We start from the raw sequence: 19518 nt of genomic DNA on the forward strand, positions 1-19518 counted from the left end.
CTTCGTCTTTTACCATTTTCGACAATTATGGACCACCCCTATCTTATTAGATGTCACGATTGCGATTTGATGAACCAAATCGTTGAACTGCCCGTCGAAGGCGTTGCAAGATGCGCTCGATGTGGTGCTGTGCTGCGCCGGCATAAGCACAATAGTCTGGAGCGAACCCTGGCGCTGGCAGTGACAGGGGTCATCCTGTTTATCCTTGCAAACGCCTTTCCTTTTCTCGGGCTTGAACTTCAGGCTCAGACCATACACACCACGCTTATTTCCGGTGTAAGGGCACTTTTTTCTCAAGGCATGTGGTTTCTGGGGTCGGTTGTCCTGTTGACCACCATTATCGTGCCTGCCGTGCAACTGATGGGGCTGCTCTACGTTTTGATTCCGTTGAGATTTAATAAACTGCCCTGGAAGTTCACGCCGTTTTTCCGGTATCTTCAAGAGTTGCAACCCTGGAGCATGATGGAGGTGTTCATGCTCGGCATTTTGGTATCAATCGTCAAGCTGTCTAAAATGGCGGAGATTTTGCCAGGAATTGCCGCCTATGCCTTTATGGCCCTTATTTTTATCTTGGCTGCGTCCATGGCGGTCCTGGATCCGCATCAGGTTTGGGAGAAAATTCAATTTCCGTCCGCAATTGCAGAAGGCCGGAAACGATATGAATTGGATCAATTTGCCAATTGCCATAGCTGCCAATTGTTGTGCCGGATTCCCCGGTCGCACGCGTTGCCGGTAGTGTGCCCGCGATGCGGCGCCACACTGCATCGGCGCAAACTCAACAGCATCGCGCGGGTTTGGGCGTTGTTGCTGGCAGCCTTCATTTTTTATTTCCCGGCCAATATGATGCCCATTACGATCGTAACCTCTTTCGGGCAGGTTCAGGCCGATACGATTCTCAGTGGCGTGCTGTATTTTATCAAAACGGGCATGTGGCCGATTGCACTGGTTATTTTTGTGGCCAGCGTGGTGGTTCCGATTCTGAAACTGGTTGGGCTTGTTTTTCTGCTCATATCCGTTCAAACAAGATCGAACTGGCGGCCGGTGGATCGTACCCGACTGTACCGGATCACGGAGCTTGTCGGCCGCTGGTCCATGGTGGATATTTATGTTGTGACGATTTTGGTGGCGCTGGTACATTTGGGCATGCTTGCCAATATCGAAGCCGGGCCTGCAGCCGGATATTTTTGCGGGGTTGTGATTCTGACCATGTTTGCCGCAATGAGCTTTGATCCGAGGCTGATCTGGGATAATCTGGAGAAGATAAAATGATGGAAGAGATTCAAGAGGATGCCTTCGAAAGTGGTGCCGTTGAAGCCGACGTTCGAATAAAACGAGGCTTTTCGATTGTTTGGCTGGTGCCGCTGGTGGCTGCAATAATTGGCGGGTGGCTGATATTCAAGGCCGTGACCGAAAAAGGGCCCGTCATTACCATTGTTTTTGAAAGCGCTGAAGGTCTTGAAGCCGAAAAAACCAAGATCAAATACAAGGACGTGGAGGTCGGCCTGGTCAAACAGATCAATCTGGATGAAGCGTTGAACCATGTGATGGTAACGGCAGAGCTTGTCAGAGACGTCAAAAAATATTTGACTACGGATACCCGGTTCTGGGTGGTAAAAGCCCGCGTAACGGCAGGCGAAGTTTCGGGGCTGAGCACGCTCTTTTCAGGCGCGTATATCGGCATGGCGCCGGGAAGAAAAGGCGAAACTGCGCTTCAGTTCAAAGGACTGGAAATACCGCCGGTGTTGACCCTGACGCAACCGGGGGGACATTTTATTTTAAAAGCCGAGGAGCTGGGCTCTCTGGATGTCGGCTCGCCGGTGTACCACCGGAGGATAAAGGTCGGCATGGTCGAAGGATATGTCCTTGAAAAGAAAGGGCGTTTGCTTGATGTTCAAATTTTCATCGAAGCGCCGTATCATGAAAAAGTCCAAAAAAACACGCGGTTTTGGAATGCCAGCGGTCTGGATGTGTCGCTGGACGCCAAAGGTCTTCATGTGGGTACGGAATCATTCGTTTCCATGCTGATCGGCGGCGTAGCCTTTGACACACCGCCGGATATCGACTCGGGGGGGGCTGCGGGGGAAAAAGACAGTTTCCGGTTATTTTCAAACAAAAAAATCGCTTTTGAAAAGCAATATACGATTCGCGATCGATCGCTCCTTTATTTTGACGGCCCGGTTCGGGGCTTGCAGGTGGGCGCGCCGGTGGAATTCAGGGGCATTCAGATCGGGCAGGTGATCGACATTAAGCTTGAATATCACCCGGAGCTTAAATCATTTACAATTCCGGTGCTGATTGAAACGGAGCCGGAACGGGTCACCGTTATCGGCAAGAAGAGTGGTCAGTCTAAAAATGGCGCGCCAGTTGAAGCGCTGATAAAAAAAGGGCTGCGGGCGCAGCTGAAATCCTCAAACCTGTTGACCGGTCAACTTTTTGTGGATCTTAACCTGTACCCGAATGAGCCGGCAGTCAAAGTGAGGCATGTAGGCAAGTACCCGGTGATCCCTTCCACGCCATCCACCATGGAGGAGATTACCGCCAATCTGAGCCAATTTATAACCAAATTAAACAATCTGCCGATCGATCAAATCGGCGGCGACCTGCAGGAAGCTATGCGGGGGGCCCGGCGATTGATGAATTCTAATGAGTTGGCTGATGCGATAACGGCCTTAAGTTTAACCTTGCAGGAAGCACGGCTGTTGGTCGGTTCAATGAACAAGGACGTGGCTCCCGGTGTTTTGGCTACGTTGGAGAAGCTTCAGTCCACCTTGGATACTGTTAAACAACTATCTGGTGATGATTCTTTTTTAATCATCGAGGCGGAGCGCGCCATGACCGAACTAGCGGAAGCCTCGCGGTCCATTCGTAGTCTGGCGGATTTCCTGGAACGGCATCCGGAATCCTTGATTCGGGGCAAAGGGGTTGAATGATGCGATTTGAGAAATGGGCGGTTGTAATTGGCCGGTTTGTAGTGTTGTCACTTGTTTTTTTGGGGGTGGGCTGCCTCGGCAAAACCCCGCCGGTCCAGTATTATGTGTTAAGTGATCGGCCCGCGATACCAGCGATAACAAATGATGCGAAACGGGATTATAAGGGGGATTTTTCCATCGGCGTGGGACCCGTGGAAATCCCTGAGATTCTGGACCGATCTCAGATCGTAACCCGAACCGGCGCCAACCGTGTTGAGGTGGCCGAGTTTCACCGGTGGGGGGGGTCCTTGAAAAAAGAGATAACGGAAACGATCGTGGCGAACCTGGCCCGTCTATTAGGCAACTATCGAATCTATTCGTTTCCCTGGCGCAATCTTCCCGAGCCCGATTACCGGATCATATTGACTATTCACCAGTTTGACGGTCACCCGGGGGAGTCCGTTTTTTTGGATGTCTCCTGGGCCATTTTCAATCTCTCGGAAAAGAAAACACTTGCCGGAAAGCGCAGTGCGTTGAACCTATCGGTTCAGGGCACGGATTATGCCGGCTATGTCGCCACCCAAAGCCGGGCGTTGTCCGCTTTGAGCGGGGAGATTGCCATGGCGGTCCAGGAAATTCGGCGTTAAGATCGCCTACCGCGGATAAGCTGCAAAAAACAAATAGCTCCACGGCGGAACCTCACGCATCAAGCCCATGCTGTTTCATCCGCCGCCACAGGGTGATTCGGGATATTCCCAAGGCTTGCGCTGTTTTTTCCCGATGCCCCCGATGCTGTCGCAAAGTGTCATGAATCCTATCCCGTTCCGGGGATTGAGGCATGGCTGTGGTTGATGCCGGTCTTTTTTCGGAGGTTCGGCGATCCTGTAGATATTCCGGTAAATGCCGCGGCTGAATCAAGTTCTCCGGGCAAATGACCATCGCGTGCTCCAGAACGTTTTCCAATTCCCGAACATTTCCCGGATAGTCGGCGTTCAGCAAAATCTGAAGGGTTTGCTCGGACAAGCTCACCCGTCGCTCGTCATGGACGGCACCCAGGCGCCGCAGAATATACGGAATTAGCAGAGGGATATCCGCGCGACGGTTTTTCAAGTCCGGAAGCAGAAAACGGAAAATATTGAGCCGGTAATAAAGATCCCGGCGAAAAAGATGTTGTTCCACCAAATGATTCAGCCCTCGGTTGGTAGCGGCGATAATGCGAACGCTGACCTTTTGCGTGTGGCGAGCGCCCAGTGGGTAAAATTCCCGCTCTTCTAAAACCCGAAGCAGCTTGGCCTGAAGCGGCAGGGGCAAATCGCCGATTTCGTCCAGATAAATGGTACCCGTATCGGCTTCGTTAAAGCGGCCCGGTTTATCTTTGACCGCACCGGTAAACGCCCCCTGCACATAACCGAAGAGTTCCGATTCCAGCAAATTTTCCGGAATGGCCGCGCAGTTGACCTTTACAAACGGACCGCGCGAACGGCGGCTGGCCGAATGAATCACCTTGGCCAGAAGGTCCTTGCCCGTGCCGGTATTTCCCTCGATCAGCACCGTGGCGTCGGTTTCAGCCACCACGCTCACTTTTTCAAAAATCTTGAGCATGCCCGGATCCTTGCCGATCATATCGTGAAAGGTATATCGGTCGCTGATGGCTTGCTTAAGCTGTTGCGAAAGGGTCAGGTCATGAAGCGTCGCCAAGCCTCCCATGATGTTGCCCTTTTCGTTTTTCAGGGCCATGGTGTGGGTTCGAACCGGAAGCCAGCCCCCGTCCCGAGTGGACAATGAAACGCGATGACGGACCAAAGCGCGTTCCCGAAAAGCAGAGGTCATCATCACTGCCGGTTGCCGGGCTTTTTCGTCTTTAAATAGGGCTGTGTAATGTGTTCCCAAGACTTCTTCCCGAAGAAAGCCCGAAAGTTTTTCCGCCTCCTTGTTGAAAAAGGTAATGTACCCATCCAGATTCACGGTAAAAATACCGACATCGAGACTGTCCAAAATGATTTTCATGCTGCGCTCTTCATAGTGTATTCGATCAATCAGATCGGCGATGGGAGAGTGATCCTGCAAAATGGTTAGACATCCAACGATATTTTGCTGCTCATCGTAGATAGGGGTGGCCATGCGCGTCAACAGATGTTCGTGATCCGCCTCATCTCTGACGCAAACATCGGGTTCGCGAACGGTTTTTCTTTTGGTGGCGGCGTCCGGTTTTCGAAGCAGGCATTTTACCATACACGGCACGCCCACGAACACCTCGCGGCAGTCCCGGCCCAGCACCTCTTTTTCCTTCTGGCCGATAAGGGCCAGGGCCGCATAGTTGATGCGGGAAACCCGCAGTTGGGTGTTCACGGTGAAGGCCCCGATGTTCAGTTCATCCAAGAGGTCAATCCACTGGCTGCAACGGATGCTGTTGTCGTCCCGAACCGGCCGCTTTTGATCGCCCATGATTCCGCCTTTTGTCAATCAGCCCGCCGGCGCATTTGCCGGCAAAGGCGCCGCACAGGGCAACGTCAGAAAAAAGGTGGCGCCTTCTCCCGGCCGGCTTTCCGCGCAAATGGACCCTTTGTGCCGCTCCGCAATGCCGAAGACCGTGGAAAGGCCAAGTCCCACGCCGTGGCCTTCGCTTTTCGTGGTGTAAAAGGGCTCGAATATATGAGGAAGATCCTTAGGCGAAATGCCCGGGCCGGTGTCTTTCACCAGAAAGGTGACCTGGTGTGCGGCCGCATCATAGCGTGCCCCCAGGGTCAGGGTACCACCCCGAGGCATAACGTCCGCCGCATTGAATATGAGATTGATGATACATTGCTGCAACTGGTTAAAATCACCCAGCACCGGCGGAATATCCGGCGCCACATCATAGGTTAGCACTATATTCGCCAATTCCAGTTTATGTCGGCTTAAAAGAATGCACCGGTCCATCAAGTCCGAAACCGGCACCGGCGCAAAAACCGGCGAAGACTTTCTTGAAAAGCTAAGAAGACCTGAAATAATCTGAGCACACCGACCGGTTTCCTTTTCCACGATCTCAAGATAGCCACGGAACTTATCGACCAGGGAAGGGGTAAGTTCCTTTTGGCCCAACAACCGGCTCATGAGACCCAGATAGTTTAAAATACCTGATAAGGGGTTGTTGATTTCGTGAACCACACTGGCCGCCAACCGCCCTAGGGACATCATCTTATCCTGATGAAGAACCCGAACCTGATCCGCCATTTCCTGTTCCAAACGCCGAATTTCCCGCAGATCCCTGAAAAAATAGACTGCGCCAGCCCTTTGGCCTGCTTCGCGCAGCAGGGAAGCCGACACCTGAACGGGAATCAGATGGCCACTTTTGGCTCGAATTTCTGTTTCATAAAGATAGAGCCTGCCTGGGCCCCCGTATTTTTCTCCTGAAAGTTCTTTCCACAATGCATCCGCGCCGCCTATGGGGAAAAAATCCGCCAACGTCATTTTGCCGATCACTTCGGTTTTGGCATAGGCAAGCATCACGGCCAAGCTTCGGTTAAAGGTGACGATGCGATCCACCGCGTCACAGCCCAAAATGCCGTCCATGGAGCTTTCAATCAGGTTTTTTTGAAATTGAAAGGTCCGGATCAACTCCTGGCTGGTTTCGGCGGTTTCCTTTTCCAGCCATGCCGTATAATCAGCCAATTCCTTGCGCGTGGTGTATCGATGTTTCGCCCGGTTGAGCGCTGTATGAAGGGCCATTATATGAATGGGCTTATGAATAAAATCAGAGGCATCCAACTGAAGCGCTCGAATGGCCAGTTCCATTTCACCGAACGCCGTGGCGACGATCACCTCAATATCCGGGTAGCGCGTTTTGATGGCTTCCAGCACCTCGAGCCCGTTCATTCCCGGCATGCGGACGTCCGTAATGACGATTTGGGGAAAAATTTCTTCGCAAAGCCGCAGGCCGCTCTTTCCTTCCGGAGCGGTGAATACCTTGTAACCCGCATCTTCCAAGGCCAGCTGAATCACATCCCGGACATCTTCTTCATCGTCAATGGCCAGAATGGTCCATGGGGGAGCGGAAGTCGTCATGAATTCACCCGACAAAGGTTGAGGGTTTTACTGATTACCGTTCGCCGCGTTTAGAGGGGCATGTTTTCACTATTCTAAATCCATTAACAAAAGTCAACGCCGCCCTGTGCCAAGAAAAGGCTTAACGCAAGTCGATGCCGATTTAACAGGACATTGACATTAAAACCTTTTATCAGAAACATGCACGAAACAGCGTGCACAACCGGAGAAGGTTGTTGCCGTCAAGCAGCCCAGCCGCCCAGCTTCCGGCTTTGCCGGATTGGGAAGAAGGTTTTTGCTCATTTTTTTTGCCGGGTAATTTTCGCCCAGGAATCACGCAAAGTGACGGTTCGATTAAAAACCAGACGCTCGGGCCTTGAATCCTTTGCATCCACGCAGAAATACCCCAGCCGTTCAAATTGGTACCGGCTCTCCGGCGCGGCGTTGGCCAGGCTCGGCTCCACAAAACACGACGGCAGAATGTTGATGGATTCGGGATTTAAAACGTCGGTAAAAGCGTTGCCCTTTTTTTCAGCCGCCGGATCTTCCACCGTAAAGAGCCGATCGTAAAGCCGCACTTCCGCCGTAACCGCATGGTCGGCCGACACCCAGTGCAGCGTGCCTTTTACTTTGCGACCGTCCTTGGACCATCCCCCCTTTGTTTCCGGGTCATAGGTGCAATGAATCTCGGTGATTTCGCCGGTGGCATGATCCTTTACCACGCTTTTGCAGGTCACATAATAGGCATAGCGAAGCCGCACCTCGCTGCCCGGCGCGAGACGGAAAAATTTTTTGGGCGGATTCTCCATAAAATCATCCCGTTCAATATAGAGCACCTTTGAAAAGGGAAGTTTTCGGGTGCCCAAAGAGTCATCTTCCGGATGATACGCACCCTCGAGCGCCTCCACCAAATCTTCCGGATAATTGTCAATCACCACACGCAGAGGGTTTAACACCGCCAATACGCGCGGGGCCGTCCGGTTCAGATCTTCTCGAATCGTATGTTCCAGCAGGGCGACATCCACCATCGAGTCCCGCTTGGCCACGCCGATTTTCTCGCAAAAACCGCGAATCGCAGCCGGGGTAACGCCCCGGCGACGCAGGCCTGAAATGGTCGGCATTCTGGGATCATCCCACCCGTTGACCAGGCCGGCGGCAACCAGTTGAATGAGCTTTCGCTTGCTGAGCACCGTATAACTCAAATTCAGACGGGCAAACTCGATCTGCCGGGGATGGCAATCCACCGGCAGGTTGTCCAGCACCCAATCATACAGGGGCCGGTGGTCTTCAAATTCGAGCGTGCAAATGGAATGGGTGATGTTCTCAATGGCATCGCTGATGCAATGCGCATAATCATACATGGGATAAATGCACCACGCATTGCCGGTACGATGATGATCGGCCTTGATGATGCGGTACAGCACCGGATCACGCATGTTGACGTTGCCGGAGGCCATATCGATTTTAGCCCTGAGGACATGGGTGCCCGCTTCAAACTCTCCCGCGCGCATGCGCTCGAACAGATCCAGGTTTTCCGCCTCCGATCGATTTCGATAGGGGCTGTTCTTGCCCGGTTCGGTCAGCGTCCCGCGATATTCGCGAATCTCGTCGGCATTGAGGCTGCACACATACGCCTTGCCGCGTTTAATCAATTCCACGGCATACGCATAAAAGCGGTCAAAATAATCCGAGGCGTAATAAAGCCGATTCTGCCAATCAAACCCGAGCCACCGGACATCGTCCTGAATGGAGGACACATATTCCACCTCCTCCTTGGTGGGGTTGGTATCGTCAAACCGAAAATTGCAGGTTCCGCCATAGGCCGCGGCCAAGCCGAAATTGAGACAAATCGATTTGGCATGCCCGATATGCAGATATCCATTGGGTTCCGGTGGAAATCGGGTCGCTACCCGGCCGTTATTCTTACCGCGCCGAAGATCCTCTTCGATAATGGTCTTGATAAAATTCGGCGGCGATGCCTGCTCGTTGGAATCACTTAGTTTTTCAGGTGTCATGGCAATCTGTTTACGCTCACATGTTAATATTTAGGAAACCAAAGCCATCCAAGCAGATAGCATATCGTTTATATAGCGGGCACCCACTGTTTTCCGTTTTCGATAAAGTCGCCTTCAGTAGCATCAATGCCCAGAAAAATCAAACCTGCCGAACGACGTTAGGCCCTTTACCAGAAACATGCACGCTTTTGCGTGTATATTCGCCGAAGGTAAAAGATGGCTTTTATGCATTCCAGCATTCCAGCATTCCAGCATCCGGCTTTGCCGGATTAGAATACCATGCCCACATAGCCCACGAGGGAATCGCCGGGGCTTTTATCATAGCTGGTGGCATAGGCCACCAGTTCGGCGGGACCTGCACCCAGAACATTGGCCGCTGCAATGGCCGTCGCCGCAGCCCCCGCGCAGCAGGCATTATGGTGATCAAAGGCCACCCGCAGCACCTGCGTCGGTGAGAGCTGCCGCATGGCATCGATGACCGAGCGATCATTTTCATTTTTGACCCAGTCCACGGCGGCGCTTCCCGAACCTTTGGGCATAAATCCGTAATTGGCGCCGTAATGGGTCAGATCCGTGGAACCGATTACTTTGACTTTCAACCCCATCTCCATGGCAATCGCCACTGCCTTTTCCCCGATCTCTAAAGAAAGCGCATCCGGCGGCAGTCCCATGGGAACGATGGCAACATCCCTGAAAAAATATTTCACAAAGGGAAGTTGCAGCTCGATCGTATTATCCGGCGTAAACTCTCTGGCGGTTTCAATCTTGAAAGGGTAAGCACGCGTAAGCGCTTCGGCAATTTCCGAGTGAATGGAAAGCGCACCGAACGGTGTCTCCCAACTGCCCGCCGTCATGATATAATTCGGGGCTCCGGCCGGTAAATGCATTCCGAATATCAAAAGCACATCCGGCGCTTGCGCCTCCACGAGGTGATGGATCACATTGCAGGCAATCGCCCCGGAATAATACCAGCCCGCATGGGGGACGATGCCGCCCACATAGGACCGGTTCGGCACCTGCCATCCCTTGCCTTCCTGAAGAAATGCTTCTATCTCCAGCTCACACGCACTTTTTCCCGCCGGATACCAACTGCCGGCAAACATGGCTTTTCGCGCGCCCATGCTTCACCTCCTACGGGTAGAATGATCTTCCCCAAAGCCGTGGTAATGTGGTTAAGTATTTAAAACGGTGTCATAAATCCCGGCGATCACCGCCCTGTCAAAAAGATAGGCCGTGTTGCAATAATGGCATTTCATTTCAACCGGAAACGGACCATGATCGAGAAGATCCGCCAAATCCGCCTTTGGAAGCATTGCTAACACCCGTCGCACCCGGGACTCATTGCAATGACACATGAATTCAATCCGGCGGGTGGCAATCACCCGCGGCTGATGCGCCGAAAACAACTCGTTGATAATGGTCGACGGTTCCACACCGTTTGAAAAGGAGGTGCCAAGAGACAACAACAGCGCCATCTTATGCTCGATATCGGCCACTTGCCCGGCATCGGCCCCCGGCATGGCTTGAACCAAAAGTCCGCCGGCTCCCTGAACACGGCCATCGTGATCAAAATAAATGCTCAGGTGCACGGCAGTGGGAATTTGCTCCGAAGTCAAATAATAATGCGCCAGATCCTGTCCGATGTTCCCATATTGAAGGATCACCTTGCCGGAAAAAGGTTGCTTGGCGTCTTCCAAATACCGGGTTACGGTCAAAAAGCCGGGACCGAAAAAAGGGGCCAAATTAAAATCTTCCAGCGGGGAACTGACCGGAATGGATTTATTTTTCAGGTATCCTCGCACCTCTCCGAACGCATTGGCCTCCACCGTAAGCCCTTTTACCGGGCCGGCGCATTCAATCTGCAACGCCAGGCGGTCATTCCCCTTAAGTGAGCTTGCCATTAACCCCGCGCCCAGGTAAGCATGACCCAACACCAGGGTTTCCAAAATTCCCAATTCATGGTTGGCGCGCATCTCATGAATCATTCGGGTGCCGTGAATCATCACCCCCCGAATCGTCTCATCCGCCAGGGTGAAGTGATACAATCGATCTTTGGCCGCAGCCTGCAGCCGCGCCTTTAACCCCTCGCCATTCATTGATTTTTTTATCATGGGTGGTGAATAATATCCTATTCCCGAATATGGCGCACCAAATGCCCCGCCTCAGGAAAGATGAGTGCGTTGCATGCGAGTTTGCATGCTTTGAGGCTGCCCGGCAGGCAGAAAACAACGCTATGATAAATCACACCGGCCGTGGCTCTGGACAAAATCGCCGCCGAGTCGATCTCCTCATAACTAAGCTGTGCGAAGAGCACCCCGAACGCGGTTAATTCCTTGGTAAATAAAGGTGTTACCGCCTCAATGGTGACATCCTTTGCGCTGATGCCCGTGCCGCCCGTCACCAGAATGATATCCGGTGAAAAATCCCGAATTAGCGCCAGCAGCGTGTCGCGAATCAGCGCCATATCATCCGGAATCACCGTGGCATGCACCACCGTGTGCCCTTCTTTGCCGGCCTGCTTGCGCAGCCACTGCCCGCTTTTATCCTCGGCCGGAGTCCGGGAAGTGGATACCGTGATGATGCCGACCGACACGCGATCGGGCGCCGTATGTTTATGCTGTTTGGTTCCCATGAGAGCTTCTGTGTGAATTGCCTTGATTTTGAGATACGTTTTTGCCTATTGATTCGAACAGGTACGGATGGACTTTTAATTTCCTATCAAAATCTGCCGGCCCTTGCAACCATCTCGAGCATCAGCCGGCAACGGCGCAGACGCGGGAAAAAAGCGGACATTATGACATCAAACGAATTCTACAAGCCCTCATGCGCGGGGGTTATTCTCGCCGGCGGATTAAACCTGCGGTTTAACGGCGAGAACAAAGCACTGGCGACCGTCGGGAAAAACAACATCATCGAAAACACGCTTCGCTTGTTCCGGGATCTATTCGAGGAAATTATCATCGTCACCAATACCCCCTTGCTCTTTTCACAGTGGGATGTAACCATCGTCACGGACATATTTCCCATTCAAAGTCCGCTGACCGGCATCTACAGTGCGCTTTTTTACGCCTCAGCGCCTCATATTTTCGTTTCAGCCTGCGATACCCCTTTTTTACAGGAGAAGCTGGTCAAAGTGATTATTGACAACATCGATACGAAAGCGGATATTTTTATACCGGCGACAGAAAAGGGGCTTGAGCCGTTGTGCGCGGCTTATGCCAAAAAATGCATGGTGCCGATAGAGCGCATGTTGCTGGCCCATTTGCAAGACCATGGCGCGTCTGCAGCCACCCAACACCGAATATTAAAAAAATCTTTGAAAATTCAAAATTTTTTTAACAAGGTGCGAATTAAACCCATCGGCGAAGATCAGCTTCGGGCAGCGGATGCATCCCTTGTTTCCTTTTTCAACGTGAACACGCCCGAGGATCTGGCCAACGCACTGAAAATGCTTCCGCAAATAAAGAAGGAGTCATTATGAATATTACTGAACTCATGGAAAGCATAAAACGCAATCCGAGATACGCCGACGTCGGCATGGTGTTGTATCACAACGGTGTTGTCCGCGGCACATCAAGAGACGGGCGGCCCGTGAAAGGCCTGCGCATTCGGGTCGATCATGACAAACTTGCGGCCGTTTTGACGGAAAACCGGAAAAAGCCCGGCATTATGGACATTCGGGTCTGGATCAATGAGGATAAGGATCTGACCGTGGGCGAGGATGTCATGTTTCTGGCTGTTGCAGGAGACATTCGGGAAAATGTGCTCTCCACGCTCGAAACGACCCTGAATACCATCAAATCGACGGTGACCGCCAAAACCGAATATTTTGTATAGGATTTTAGCCGATCTGCTCAAAGGGATCTAACGGACAAACGGAATCGTTATGGATGAATTTTCTCATATTGACGATGAAGGACGTGTTCGCATGGTGGATGTGACCGCAAAGGCCGATACGCTGCGCACGGCGCGGGCGCGCGGAATCGTCACCATGCAACGCAATACCTTTGACAAGATAAAAAACCACCAGGTGAAAAAAGGCAACGTGCTGGAAACCGCCCGCATTGCCGGTGTGATGGCCGCCAAAAAAACAGCGGATCTGATTCCCATGTGCCATCCCTTATTTCTTTCTCATGTGGCGGTGGATTTTTTTCCGGACCTGGATTCTTGCGCCATCGTTATCGAAGCAAGCGCCAAACTTACCGGCCCGACCGGTGTTGAAATGGAAGCCCTGACAGCGGTCAGCGTGGCCGCTCTGACCCTCTACGATATGTGCAAGTCTTACGATCGCGCAATGACCATCTCTCGAATCGAATTAATTGAAAAAACAGGTGGGAAAAGCGGTATATTCAGAAAAGCAGAATGATGCCTCTTTCAAAAAAACGCATGGCCTTTGCCTACGCCTTCTTTTTTTCGGCGATTATTCTTTTATTTCAGGGTTGCCCGCCGCAACGTCCGGAGGCGCCGACGCTGACCCCTTCGGTGATGACAAGACTGCCTTCCGAACGCTATCCAGATTTTATGGATGATATGGCCTTTGACGGCATCGGTCATGCCATCGATCAGAGCCTTTCCTATCTGAAAAAAATTCCTGAAGATCGACGCTTCACCTTTGGTCCGGACCAATTCACCAGCAATCAGCTGATCCGGGCATTGTCTCATTTTAAGGCGTTTATTGCATCCAACCCGCCGCATGCGGATCTGAACACCTACATTCGAGCGAACTATTGGGTTTATGAGGCCGCAGGGTCTGATACCTCCGGTGAGGTGCTCTTTACCGGGTATTATGAACCGAACCTGCGCGGCAGCCGTCTGCAAACCGAGAGATATCAATACCCCGTCTATGCACGTCCGGAAAATCTGATCCCCATCGATTTATCCCTTTTCTCTCCTGAATATAAAGGAAAAACGCTAATCGGCCGCATTGCCGGCGATAAAATCGTCCCTTATGATGACAGAACCGCCATCGAAGGCGGATCACTTGAGGGAATAGCCATCCCGCTTGCCTGGGTAGATGATCCGGTGGACCTGTTTTTTCTTCAAATTCAAGGCTCCGGTAAAATTTATCTCAACACCGGCGAAGTGTTAAATGTCCACTACCATATTTCCAACGGAAAGCCCTATCGAAGCATTGGCAAGCTCTTGATTGAACAAAATAAAATCCCGAAATCCGATATCTCCATGCAGACGATTCGATCGTATCTGAAAGCACATCCTGAAGAATTATCTGATATTTTTTCCTATAACCCGAGCTATGTTTTTTTTAAAACAGAGATCGATGGCCCCATTGGATGCCTTGACGTCAAACTGACCCCCGGCCGCTCGCTGGCCGTTGACCGGCGGATTTTCCCCATGCCCACCTTATCCTTTATTCAAACGAAAAGACCTCTGACCGATGGGGCCGGCGCCATAACCGCATGGACCGATTGCGCTCGCTTTGTTCTGAATCAGGATACCGGCGGCGCCATTCGCGGCCCTGGCCGAGCGGATTTGTTCTGGGGCAACGGCGCTTATGCGGAGCTTGCCGCCGGTCACATGCAGCATTCCGGTCGACTCTATTTTTTGGTATTAAAATCAGATGCGCCTTAATTCGGCTTCACCGGATGCTAAAAGCTTGAAGCGTTGAAGCCGGAAGGCTTTAAGGATAAAACCATTATCCCTCCAATACGAAGATCCACGGGTTTGGACGTATGCTTTAGATAGCGGTTCTAATTGTGCCGACCTGGCCCTGCTATTGACTCTTGACCCTAAAGAACGTATTACTCTTCAAAAAAGCGGGTTTGCGTTTCACCTTTAAATAGCAATCAATGGAGATGCGTCATGTTCGGCATCGGCATGCCTGAAATGCTTTTGATAATGGCCGTAGCGCTGATTATCATCGGCCCCAAAAAACTTCCGGATCTCGCCAAATCACTCGGCCGTGCCATCGGCGAATTTCGTAAGGCCACCAGTGACTTAAAGGACTCTATCGTCCCGGGGGACGATTTAGAGAATGTCAAAACCACCTTTAAAGACCTTAACAAAGAGGTCAACGCGCCCTTGAACAAAAGCGTTAACGGCCCCGACCCGACGCCAGAAGCGGGGAAAAAGCCTGACAACCCGAACGTCACTCCCCCTTCACAGGCGCCCAGGGATACCGGACAAAATGCTTGAAGACGAAAAAATTCCATTCACTGATCATCTTGAAGAACTCAGAAAACGACTGATCACCTGTTTTATCGCTGTCGGGGTCGGCTTTGTTGTTTCTTACGGTTTTAAGGACAAGCTTTTCGAAATTCTTACCCGCCCGCTGGTTGCCGTGATGAAAACCGGCGATAAAATCATTTTTACCGGGCTTCCCGAAGCGTTTTTCACCTATCTGAAAGTCGCCTTTCTCACCGGTATCGGCTTGGCAACCCCCGTTATCCTCTATCAATTTTGGATGTTTGTAGCGCCTGGCCTTTACGAAAAAGAGCGAAAACTTCTGATTCCCGTTGTCTTTCTCTCCTCCTTTTTTTTTCTCGGCGGCGCCTTGTTCGGTTATTTCATCGTCTTTCCTTTCGGGTTTCAATTTTTTATGAGTTTTGCAACAGAAACCATTCGGCCAATGCCCTCCATGCGGGAATACCTGTCCTTTTCCTCCAAAATGCTATTGGCTTTTGGCCTCGTGTTTGAAATGCCGCTGGTAATCACTTTCATGTCGCGCCTTGGCGTTGTAAACGTCGACTTCCTTAAAAAAAACCGTAAGTACGCCATATTGTTTTTTTTCATCGGTGCCGCCATTCTCACCCCGCCGGATGTGGTTTCGCAGATTCTGATGGCGGTCCCTCTGATGGGCCTGTATGAAATCAGTATTATCGGCGCCAAGATCTTTCAAAACAAACCCACTCCTGCCGATGAGGATCCAAAAGCCGAAGAAGAAGAGGAAGATAACGCCAATGCATCATCCTAAAAAGAAAGCCATGATTGCCGTTGACACCCATGAGGAGAAATGATAGATAGTTTTTTTTGTAAAAAGAAGATAAAAAAACAAACCAAAAAATTATCAAAAGGGGGTATTTTTACAATGAAAAACAGATTGTTATTGATGTTGATCGTTGCCACAAGCTGCTTTTTCTTTGCTTCCGGCATATATGCCGGTACAGCCGCTGAAGACGTCATCAAAATGGAAAACAAAGCGTATTCCGCACATAAAAAAGGAATCGTCATGTTCTCCCATAAAAAACATGCGGAAGAATACGCAACGAAAAACCCGGAGCTTTATAAAAACGGCTGCGGCGAATGCCACCATGACAAAGACGGCAAACCGCTGGCGCTGAAGGCGGGCGATGAGGTTCAAAGCTGCTTTGAATGCCACAACAAAGAAGGGGAAAAGCCCAAAGGAAAAGATGCTCCCAAGCTTTCCAAAAAAGAAACCTTAGCCTACCATGCCGAAGCCATACATGCCAATTGCAAGGGCTGCCATAAGGCCTTTAATAAAGCCAACACGAGCACGGCTGCGCCGGTTTCCTGCAATAAGTGCCATCCGAAAAAAGATAAAGGATAGAATCAGACGGATCATGCAAAAAGGGGCAACTGCAGTTGCCCCTTTTTTTTGTGTGATCAAATCTCTCTCACACACGGATGCCTATTCGCCTCTTCATAACATACCTTTAAGAAATCATTCGATTTTTATATGCTATCGCTTTTTGTACCAGGGCACCGGCCCACTCTGGAGTTCCCAGCGCATGCAAATGAGTATACGTGGCCAGCACATTATTAACACTGGCCCCATCTTTTCCATCAATAATCCCGGTGCCGCGTTTCATGGTAAACACAAAATCATTGTCATTTCCCCGCCACTCAAGCACGGTTGAATAATGAAACTCATGGCCTTTCAACTCGGTGCCGACCGTGAAAAACGGGTTTTTCCGGGAAACTGCGGCTACGGTATAGCCATGGCCTTGCGGCTTTTTACTGAAACCGAACACGATGGGGAGCACACCGCACATGGGATAGGTTTTCCCCTCAAGCACGAGGGCCTCTCCCAAATACATCAGGCCGCCACATTCAGCATAAATGGGGAGCCCCTCACAGGATAGCTGTTTGATACGATGACGAAATCGAAGGTTCTCCGCGAGCCGGTCGGCATGCGTCTCCGGAAAGCCGCCACCGATATAGAGGGCATCAACGTCCGGCATTTCCCTTTGGGTTAGCGGCGACATAAAAACCGTCTCTGCACCCGCCAATTCCAGTGCTTCTATATTTTCAGGGTAATAAAACTGAAAGGCAGTATCCCGAATGATTCCGATTCGAGGAATTGACACACCACTCACAGCGGCTTTCACGAGCGGATTGCTGGCAGGCGATACGATGGGCCCTGCCTGGCCGAATTCTTGAGCCAACGCCAGAATGGCATCTAAATCAAGATACCGCCGGGCCATGTCCGCAGCCGCTTGGATGGATTCTTTTGCCCAGGCATGCTCATCGGTCGGCACCAGGCCCATGTGCCGTTCGGGAAAATCTTCGCGGTTAAGTTTTGGGATAGCGCCCAGCACGGGTATTTTGCAAAAGGCTTCGATGCTTCGGCGAATACTACCCTCGTGGCGAGCGCCTGACACACGATTTAACACCACGCCCTTAATAGCGACATTCGGGTCAAAGCCAATACACCCTTGAACCACCGCCGCCAGGGTGCGCGTTGATTTGGTGCAATCCAGGCATAAGATCACCGGGGCTGTGAGCAATTTCGCCAATTCGGCCGTGCTGGTAACACCGGCAAGATCGGTGCCGTCATAGAGGCCGCGGTTTCCCTCAATCACAGCCAGATCGGCTAAAGCTGTATGATCCTGAAATGATTTTATAAGATTGGGTTTGTTAACAAGAAACGGATCCAAATTATAGCAAGGCCGGCCCGCCGCGAGAGCAAGCCAGCCCGCATCAATATAATCCGGACCTTTTTTGAAAGGCGATAGGGAAAGCCCCCGATCTCTCAGGGCAGCAATAATTCCAATGGAAAGTATGGTCTTCCCGGACCCACCCCGAAGAGCGGCAACCAGCAGCCTTGGAATACCCATGTTTTCCTTGGACATGAAAACCACTTTACAAATAAGGTGTACCGGCAGTCAAAAAACGCGTAAGAGAAGCGTCCGGCTTAGTCTTCACCCTCTCCATGGGCCTGTTTTCCGGCCCCTTTAAGGCCATACATCGACGTGCTGCCGCTAGACCAGTACTCCAAAACGCCATCGGTCACCAGGGTGTTGATCAGTTTTTTGGCTTCCCGTGGCTTTAGTTCAAGAATTTCGGACAGATCATTAAAATAGAACTTGCTCTTTCCTTTTTTCTTGGACAGCGCATCGACAATTTTTTCTTTGGCTTCGGCAATATCCATCTTGATTTCCTTTTCTTGGCATCCGGGCTGAACGACCGGGAGGTTCGTCCAGCCCGTCAGTTAATTGTCCGAAATTAGAATTTGAAATTCGAGGTGTGTCGCCAAGTGTAATAGGCGGGATCACGGAAATCATCTATAAGATGATGCGTGAATTCCAGCTCGCATTTATCAAAGAATCTTTCCCATCCAATTCGGCCTGCCCATTCGCCCAAACGCTCGTATTTGTTGGCGCCGGCTGCATAGGCTTCAACAATCTTTTTGATGGTATCCGTCATCGTGGGCCATCGCGGCACTTCATTGGGAATAAAGGCCACAACGACTTTAGAGAAGGCCGGGTTGCTGATGCGGTTGGACACCTTGCCGCCAACCATAAGAACAATGCCGTCACCTTCCGTATCGGCAAGCGGCAACGAGGGACACATCGTGTAACAGTTACCGCAGAACATACAGCGTTCGCTTTTGATAGCGACGGAATTTACCGTGGCGCCGCCGACTTCAACTTTGCTCGGACGAATCGCAGCAGTCGGACAAGCGGCGATGGCCAAGGGCACTTCGCACATTTTGTCCAGGTATTCATGGTCGATCATCGGCGGTTTGCGGTGATATCCCAGAATGGCGATATCGGAGCAATGCACCGCGCCGCACATATTCAGACAGCAGGCCATGGAAACCCGCAGGTGTGCCGGCATCCGGTGCTGTTTGAAATCATCGAACAGCACGTCCATGGTCGCCTTGACCGTACCGGAGGCGTCTGTCGCCGGGGTGTGGCAGTGAATCCATCCCTGCGTATGAACGATGTTGGTGATACCGGCGCCAGTGCCGCCCACGGGGAACTTGAAGCTGCCGCCGTCAAATTTTCTGCTTTCCAGATCCTGAATCAACGGCGCGACTTTCTCCTTGCTGTCGACCATAAATTCAATGTTGTTCCGGGTGGTAAACCGGACGTATCCGCCGCAATGTTTTTCGGCAATCGCACAAATTTCCCGAATATGCTCGGTACCCATCAACCGGGCGCCGCCGACGCGGACGGTAAACACCTGATCGCCGCTTTCAGCAACGTGAACCAGCACGCCGGGTTGCAGAATCTCATGATACAGCCATTTCCCTTTATTCTTTGCAATAACGGGAGGATAAAATTCATCATATTTTCGCGGGCCGATGTCGGATATCCTGTTTTTCATCGGTTCGTTCGGATCATATCCCGAAGAAATAAAAGCCATAG

19 protein-coding genes are annotated in these 19518 nt (G+C 51.4%); 10 read left to right on the forward strand and 9 right to left on the reverse strand.

Features of this window, described 5'->3' with window-relative positions; genetic code table 11:
• Positions 1–27 precede the first annotated feature (27 nt).
• Genes RBT11_17680 through RBT11_17690 form a run of 3 tightly spaced genes read left to right on the forward strand, consistent with a single transcriptional unit; the run spans position 28 to position 3556 of the window.
• Positions 28–1269: a paraquat-inducible protein A gene (locus RBT11_17680; protein MDX9788613.1), complete on the forward strand. Its 1242-nt coding sequence runs from the start codon at positions 28–30 to the stop codon at positions 1267–1269.
• Positions 1266–2930 (forward strand): MlaD family protein, encoded by a 1665-nt coding sequence (locus tag RBT11_17685; protein MDX9788614.1) that lies wholly within the window; start codon positions 1266–1268, stop codon positions 2928–2930. Before RBT11_17680 ends, RBT11_17685 begins: the two co-directional genes overlap by 4 nt.
• Entirely contained in the window at positions 2927–3556 is a 630-nt protein-coding gene (locus RBT11_17690; protein ID MDX9788615.1) for a PqiC family protein, read from the forward strand. Before RBT11_17685 ends, RBT11_17690 begins: the two co-directional genes overlap by 4 nt.
• Positions 3557–3608: 52 nt before the next feature.
• On the opposite strand, the gene RBT11_17695 is transcribed toward RBT11_17690, so the two are convergent.
• From RBT11_17695 to RBT11_17720, 6 genes are all read right to left on the reverse strand, one after another.
• Positions 3609–5354 (reverse strand): sigma 54-interacting transcriptional regulator, encoded by a 1746-nt coding sequence (locus RBT11_17695; GenBank protein MDX9788616.1) that lies wholly within the window; start codon positions 5352–5354, stop codon positions 3609–3611.
• An 18-nt stretch (positions 5355–5372) separates the two neighbouring features.
• Positions 5373–6953 carry a response regulator gene (locus tag RBT11_17700; protein MDX9788617.1) on the reverse strand — a complete coding sequence of 527 codons (1581 nt, stop codon included), beginning with the start codon at positions 6951–6953 and terminating at the stop codon, positions 5373–5375.
• Between the two features lie 278 nt (positions 6954–7231).
• A complete protein-coding gene (locus RBT11_17705; protein ID MDX9788618.1) occupies positions 7232–8947 on the reverse strand; it encodes a glutamine--tRNA ligase/YqeY domain fusion protein in 1716 nt (571 codons plus the stop codon).
• Positions 8948–9216: 269 nt separating this feature from the next.
• A complete protein-coding gene (amrB, locus tag RBT11_17710; GenBank protein ID MDX9788619.1) occupies positions 9217–10068 on the reverse strand; it encodes an AmmeMemoRadiSam system protein B in 852 nt (283 codons plus the stop codon).
• A gap of 51 nt (positions 10069–10119) precedes the next feature.
• Positions 10120–11058, reverse strand: coding sequence for an Hsp33 family molecular chaperone HslO (locus RBT11_17715; protein ID MDX9788620.1), 939 nt, complete (start codon positions 11056–11058; stop codon positions 10120–10122).
• Between the two features lie 17 nt (positions 11059–11075).
• On the reverse strand, positions 11076–11579 hold the full coding sequence (locus tag RBT11_17720) for a MogA/MoaB family molybdenum cofactor biosynthesis protein (protein MDX9788621.1): 504 nt from the start codon (positions 11577–11579) through the stop codon (positions 11076–11078).
• A 162-nt stretch (positions 11580–11741) separates the two neighbouring features.
• Between RBT11_17720 and RBT11_17725 the strand changes: the two genes are divergently transcribed.
• The 7 genes from RBT11_17725 (at position 11742) to RBT11_17755 (ending at position 16472) form a co-directional block, all read left to right on the forward strand.
• Complete coding sequence (locus RBT11_17725) at positions 11742–12428, forward strand: molybdenum cofactor guanylyltransferase (protein MDX9788622.1); 687 nt, start codon at positions 11742–11744, stop codon at positions 12426–12428.
• Positions 12425–12784 carry a molybdenum cofactor biosynthesis protein MoaE gene (locus tag RBT11_17730; GenBank protein MDX9788623.1) on the forward strand — a complete coding sequence of 120 codons (360 nt, stop codon included), beginning with the start codon at positions 12425–12427 and terminating at the stop codon, positions 12782–12784. The genes RBT11_17725 and RBT11_17730 overlap by 4 nt, the downstream gene beginning before the upstream one ends.
• A 49-nt stretch (positions 12785–12833) precedes the next feature.
• Positions 12834–13313, forward strand: coding sequence for a cyclic pyranopterin monophosphate synthase MoaC (moaC, locus tag RBT11_17735; protein ID MDX9788624.1), 480 nt, complete (start codon positions 12834–12836; stop codon positions 13311–13313).
• Positions 13310–14536 (forward strand): MltA domain-containing protein, encoded by a 1227-nt coding sequence (locus RBT11_17740; GenBank protein ID MDX9788625.1) that lies wholly within the window; start codon positions 13310–13312, stop codon positions 14534–14536. Before moaC ends, RBT11_17740 begins: the two co-directional genes overlap by 4 nt.
• 231 nt (positions 14537–14767) lie before the next feature.
• Positions 14768–15100: a twin-arginine translocase TatA/TatE family subunit gene (locus tag RBT11_17745; protein MDX9788626.1), complete on the forward strand. Its 333-nt coding sequence runs from the start codon at positions 14768–14770 to the stop codon at positions 15098–15100.
• A complete protein-coding gene (tatC, locus tag RBT11_17750) occupies positions 15093–15878 on the forward strand; it encodes a twin-arginine translocase subunit TatC (protein MDX9788627.1) in 786 nt (261 codons plus the stop codon). Before RBT11_17745 ends, tatC begins: the two co-directional genes overlap by 8 nt.
• 114 nt (positions 15879–15992) lie before the next feature.
• Complete coding sequence (locus tag RBT11_17755) at positions 15993–16472, forward strand: cytochrome c3 family protein (GenBank protein ID MDX9788628.1); 480 nt, start codon at positions 15993–15995, stop codon at positions 16470–16472.
• A 106-nt stretch (positions 16473–16578) separates the two neighbouring features.
• On the opposite strand, the gene RBT11_17760 is transcribed toward RBT11_17755, so the two are convergent.
• The 3 genes from RBT11_17760 to dsrB form a co-directional block, all read right to left on the reverse strand.
• On the reverse strand, positions 16579–17997 hold the full coding sequence (locus RBT11_17760; GenBank protein ID MDX9788629.1) for a cobyrinate a,c-diamide synthase: 1419 nt from the start codon (positions 17995–17997) through the stop codon (positions 16579–16581).
• A 62-nt stretch (positions 17998–18059) separates the two neighbouring features.
• A complete protein-coding gene (locus tag RBT11_17765) occupies positions 18060–18296 on the reverse strand; it encodes a dissimilatory sulfite reductase D family protein (GenBank protein MDX9788630.1) in 237 nt (78 codons plus the stop codon).
• A 74-nt stretch (positions 18297–18370) separates the two neighbouring features.
• Complete coding sequence (dsrB, locus tag RBT11_17770; GenBank protein ID MDX9788631.1) at positions 18371–19516, reverse strand: dissimilatory-type sulfite reductase subunit beta; 1146 nt, start codon at positions 19514–19516, stop codon at positions 18371–18373.
• Between the last annotated feature and the right edge of the window lie 2 nt (positions 19517–19518).

This window comes from Desulfobacterales bacterium (assembly GCA_034003325.1).
Lineage (GTDB): Bacteria > Desulfobacterota > Desulfobacteria > Desulfobacterales > JAFDDL01 > JAVEYW01.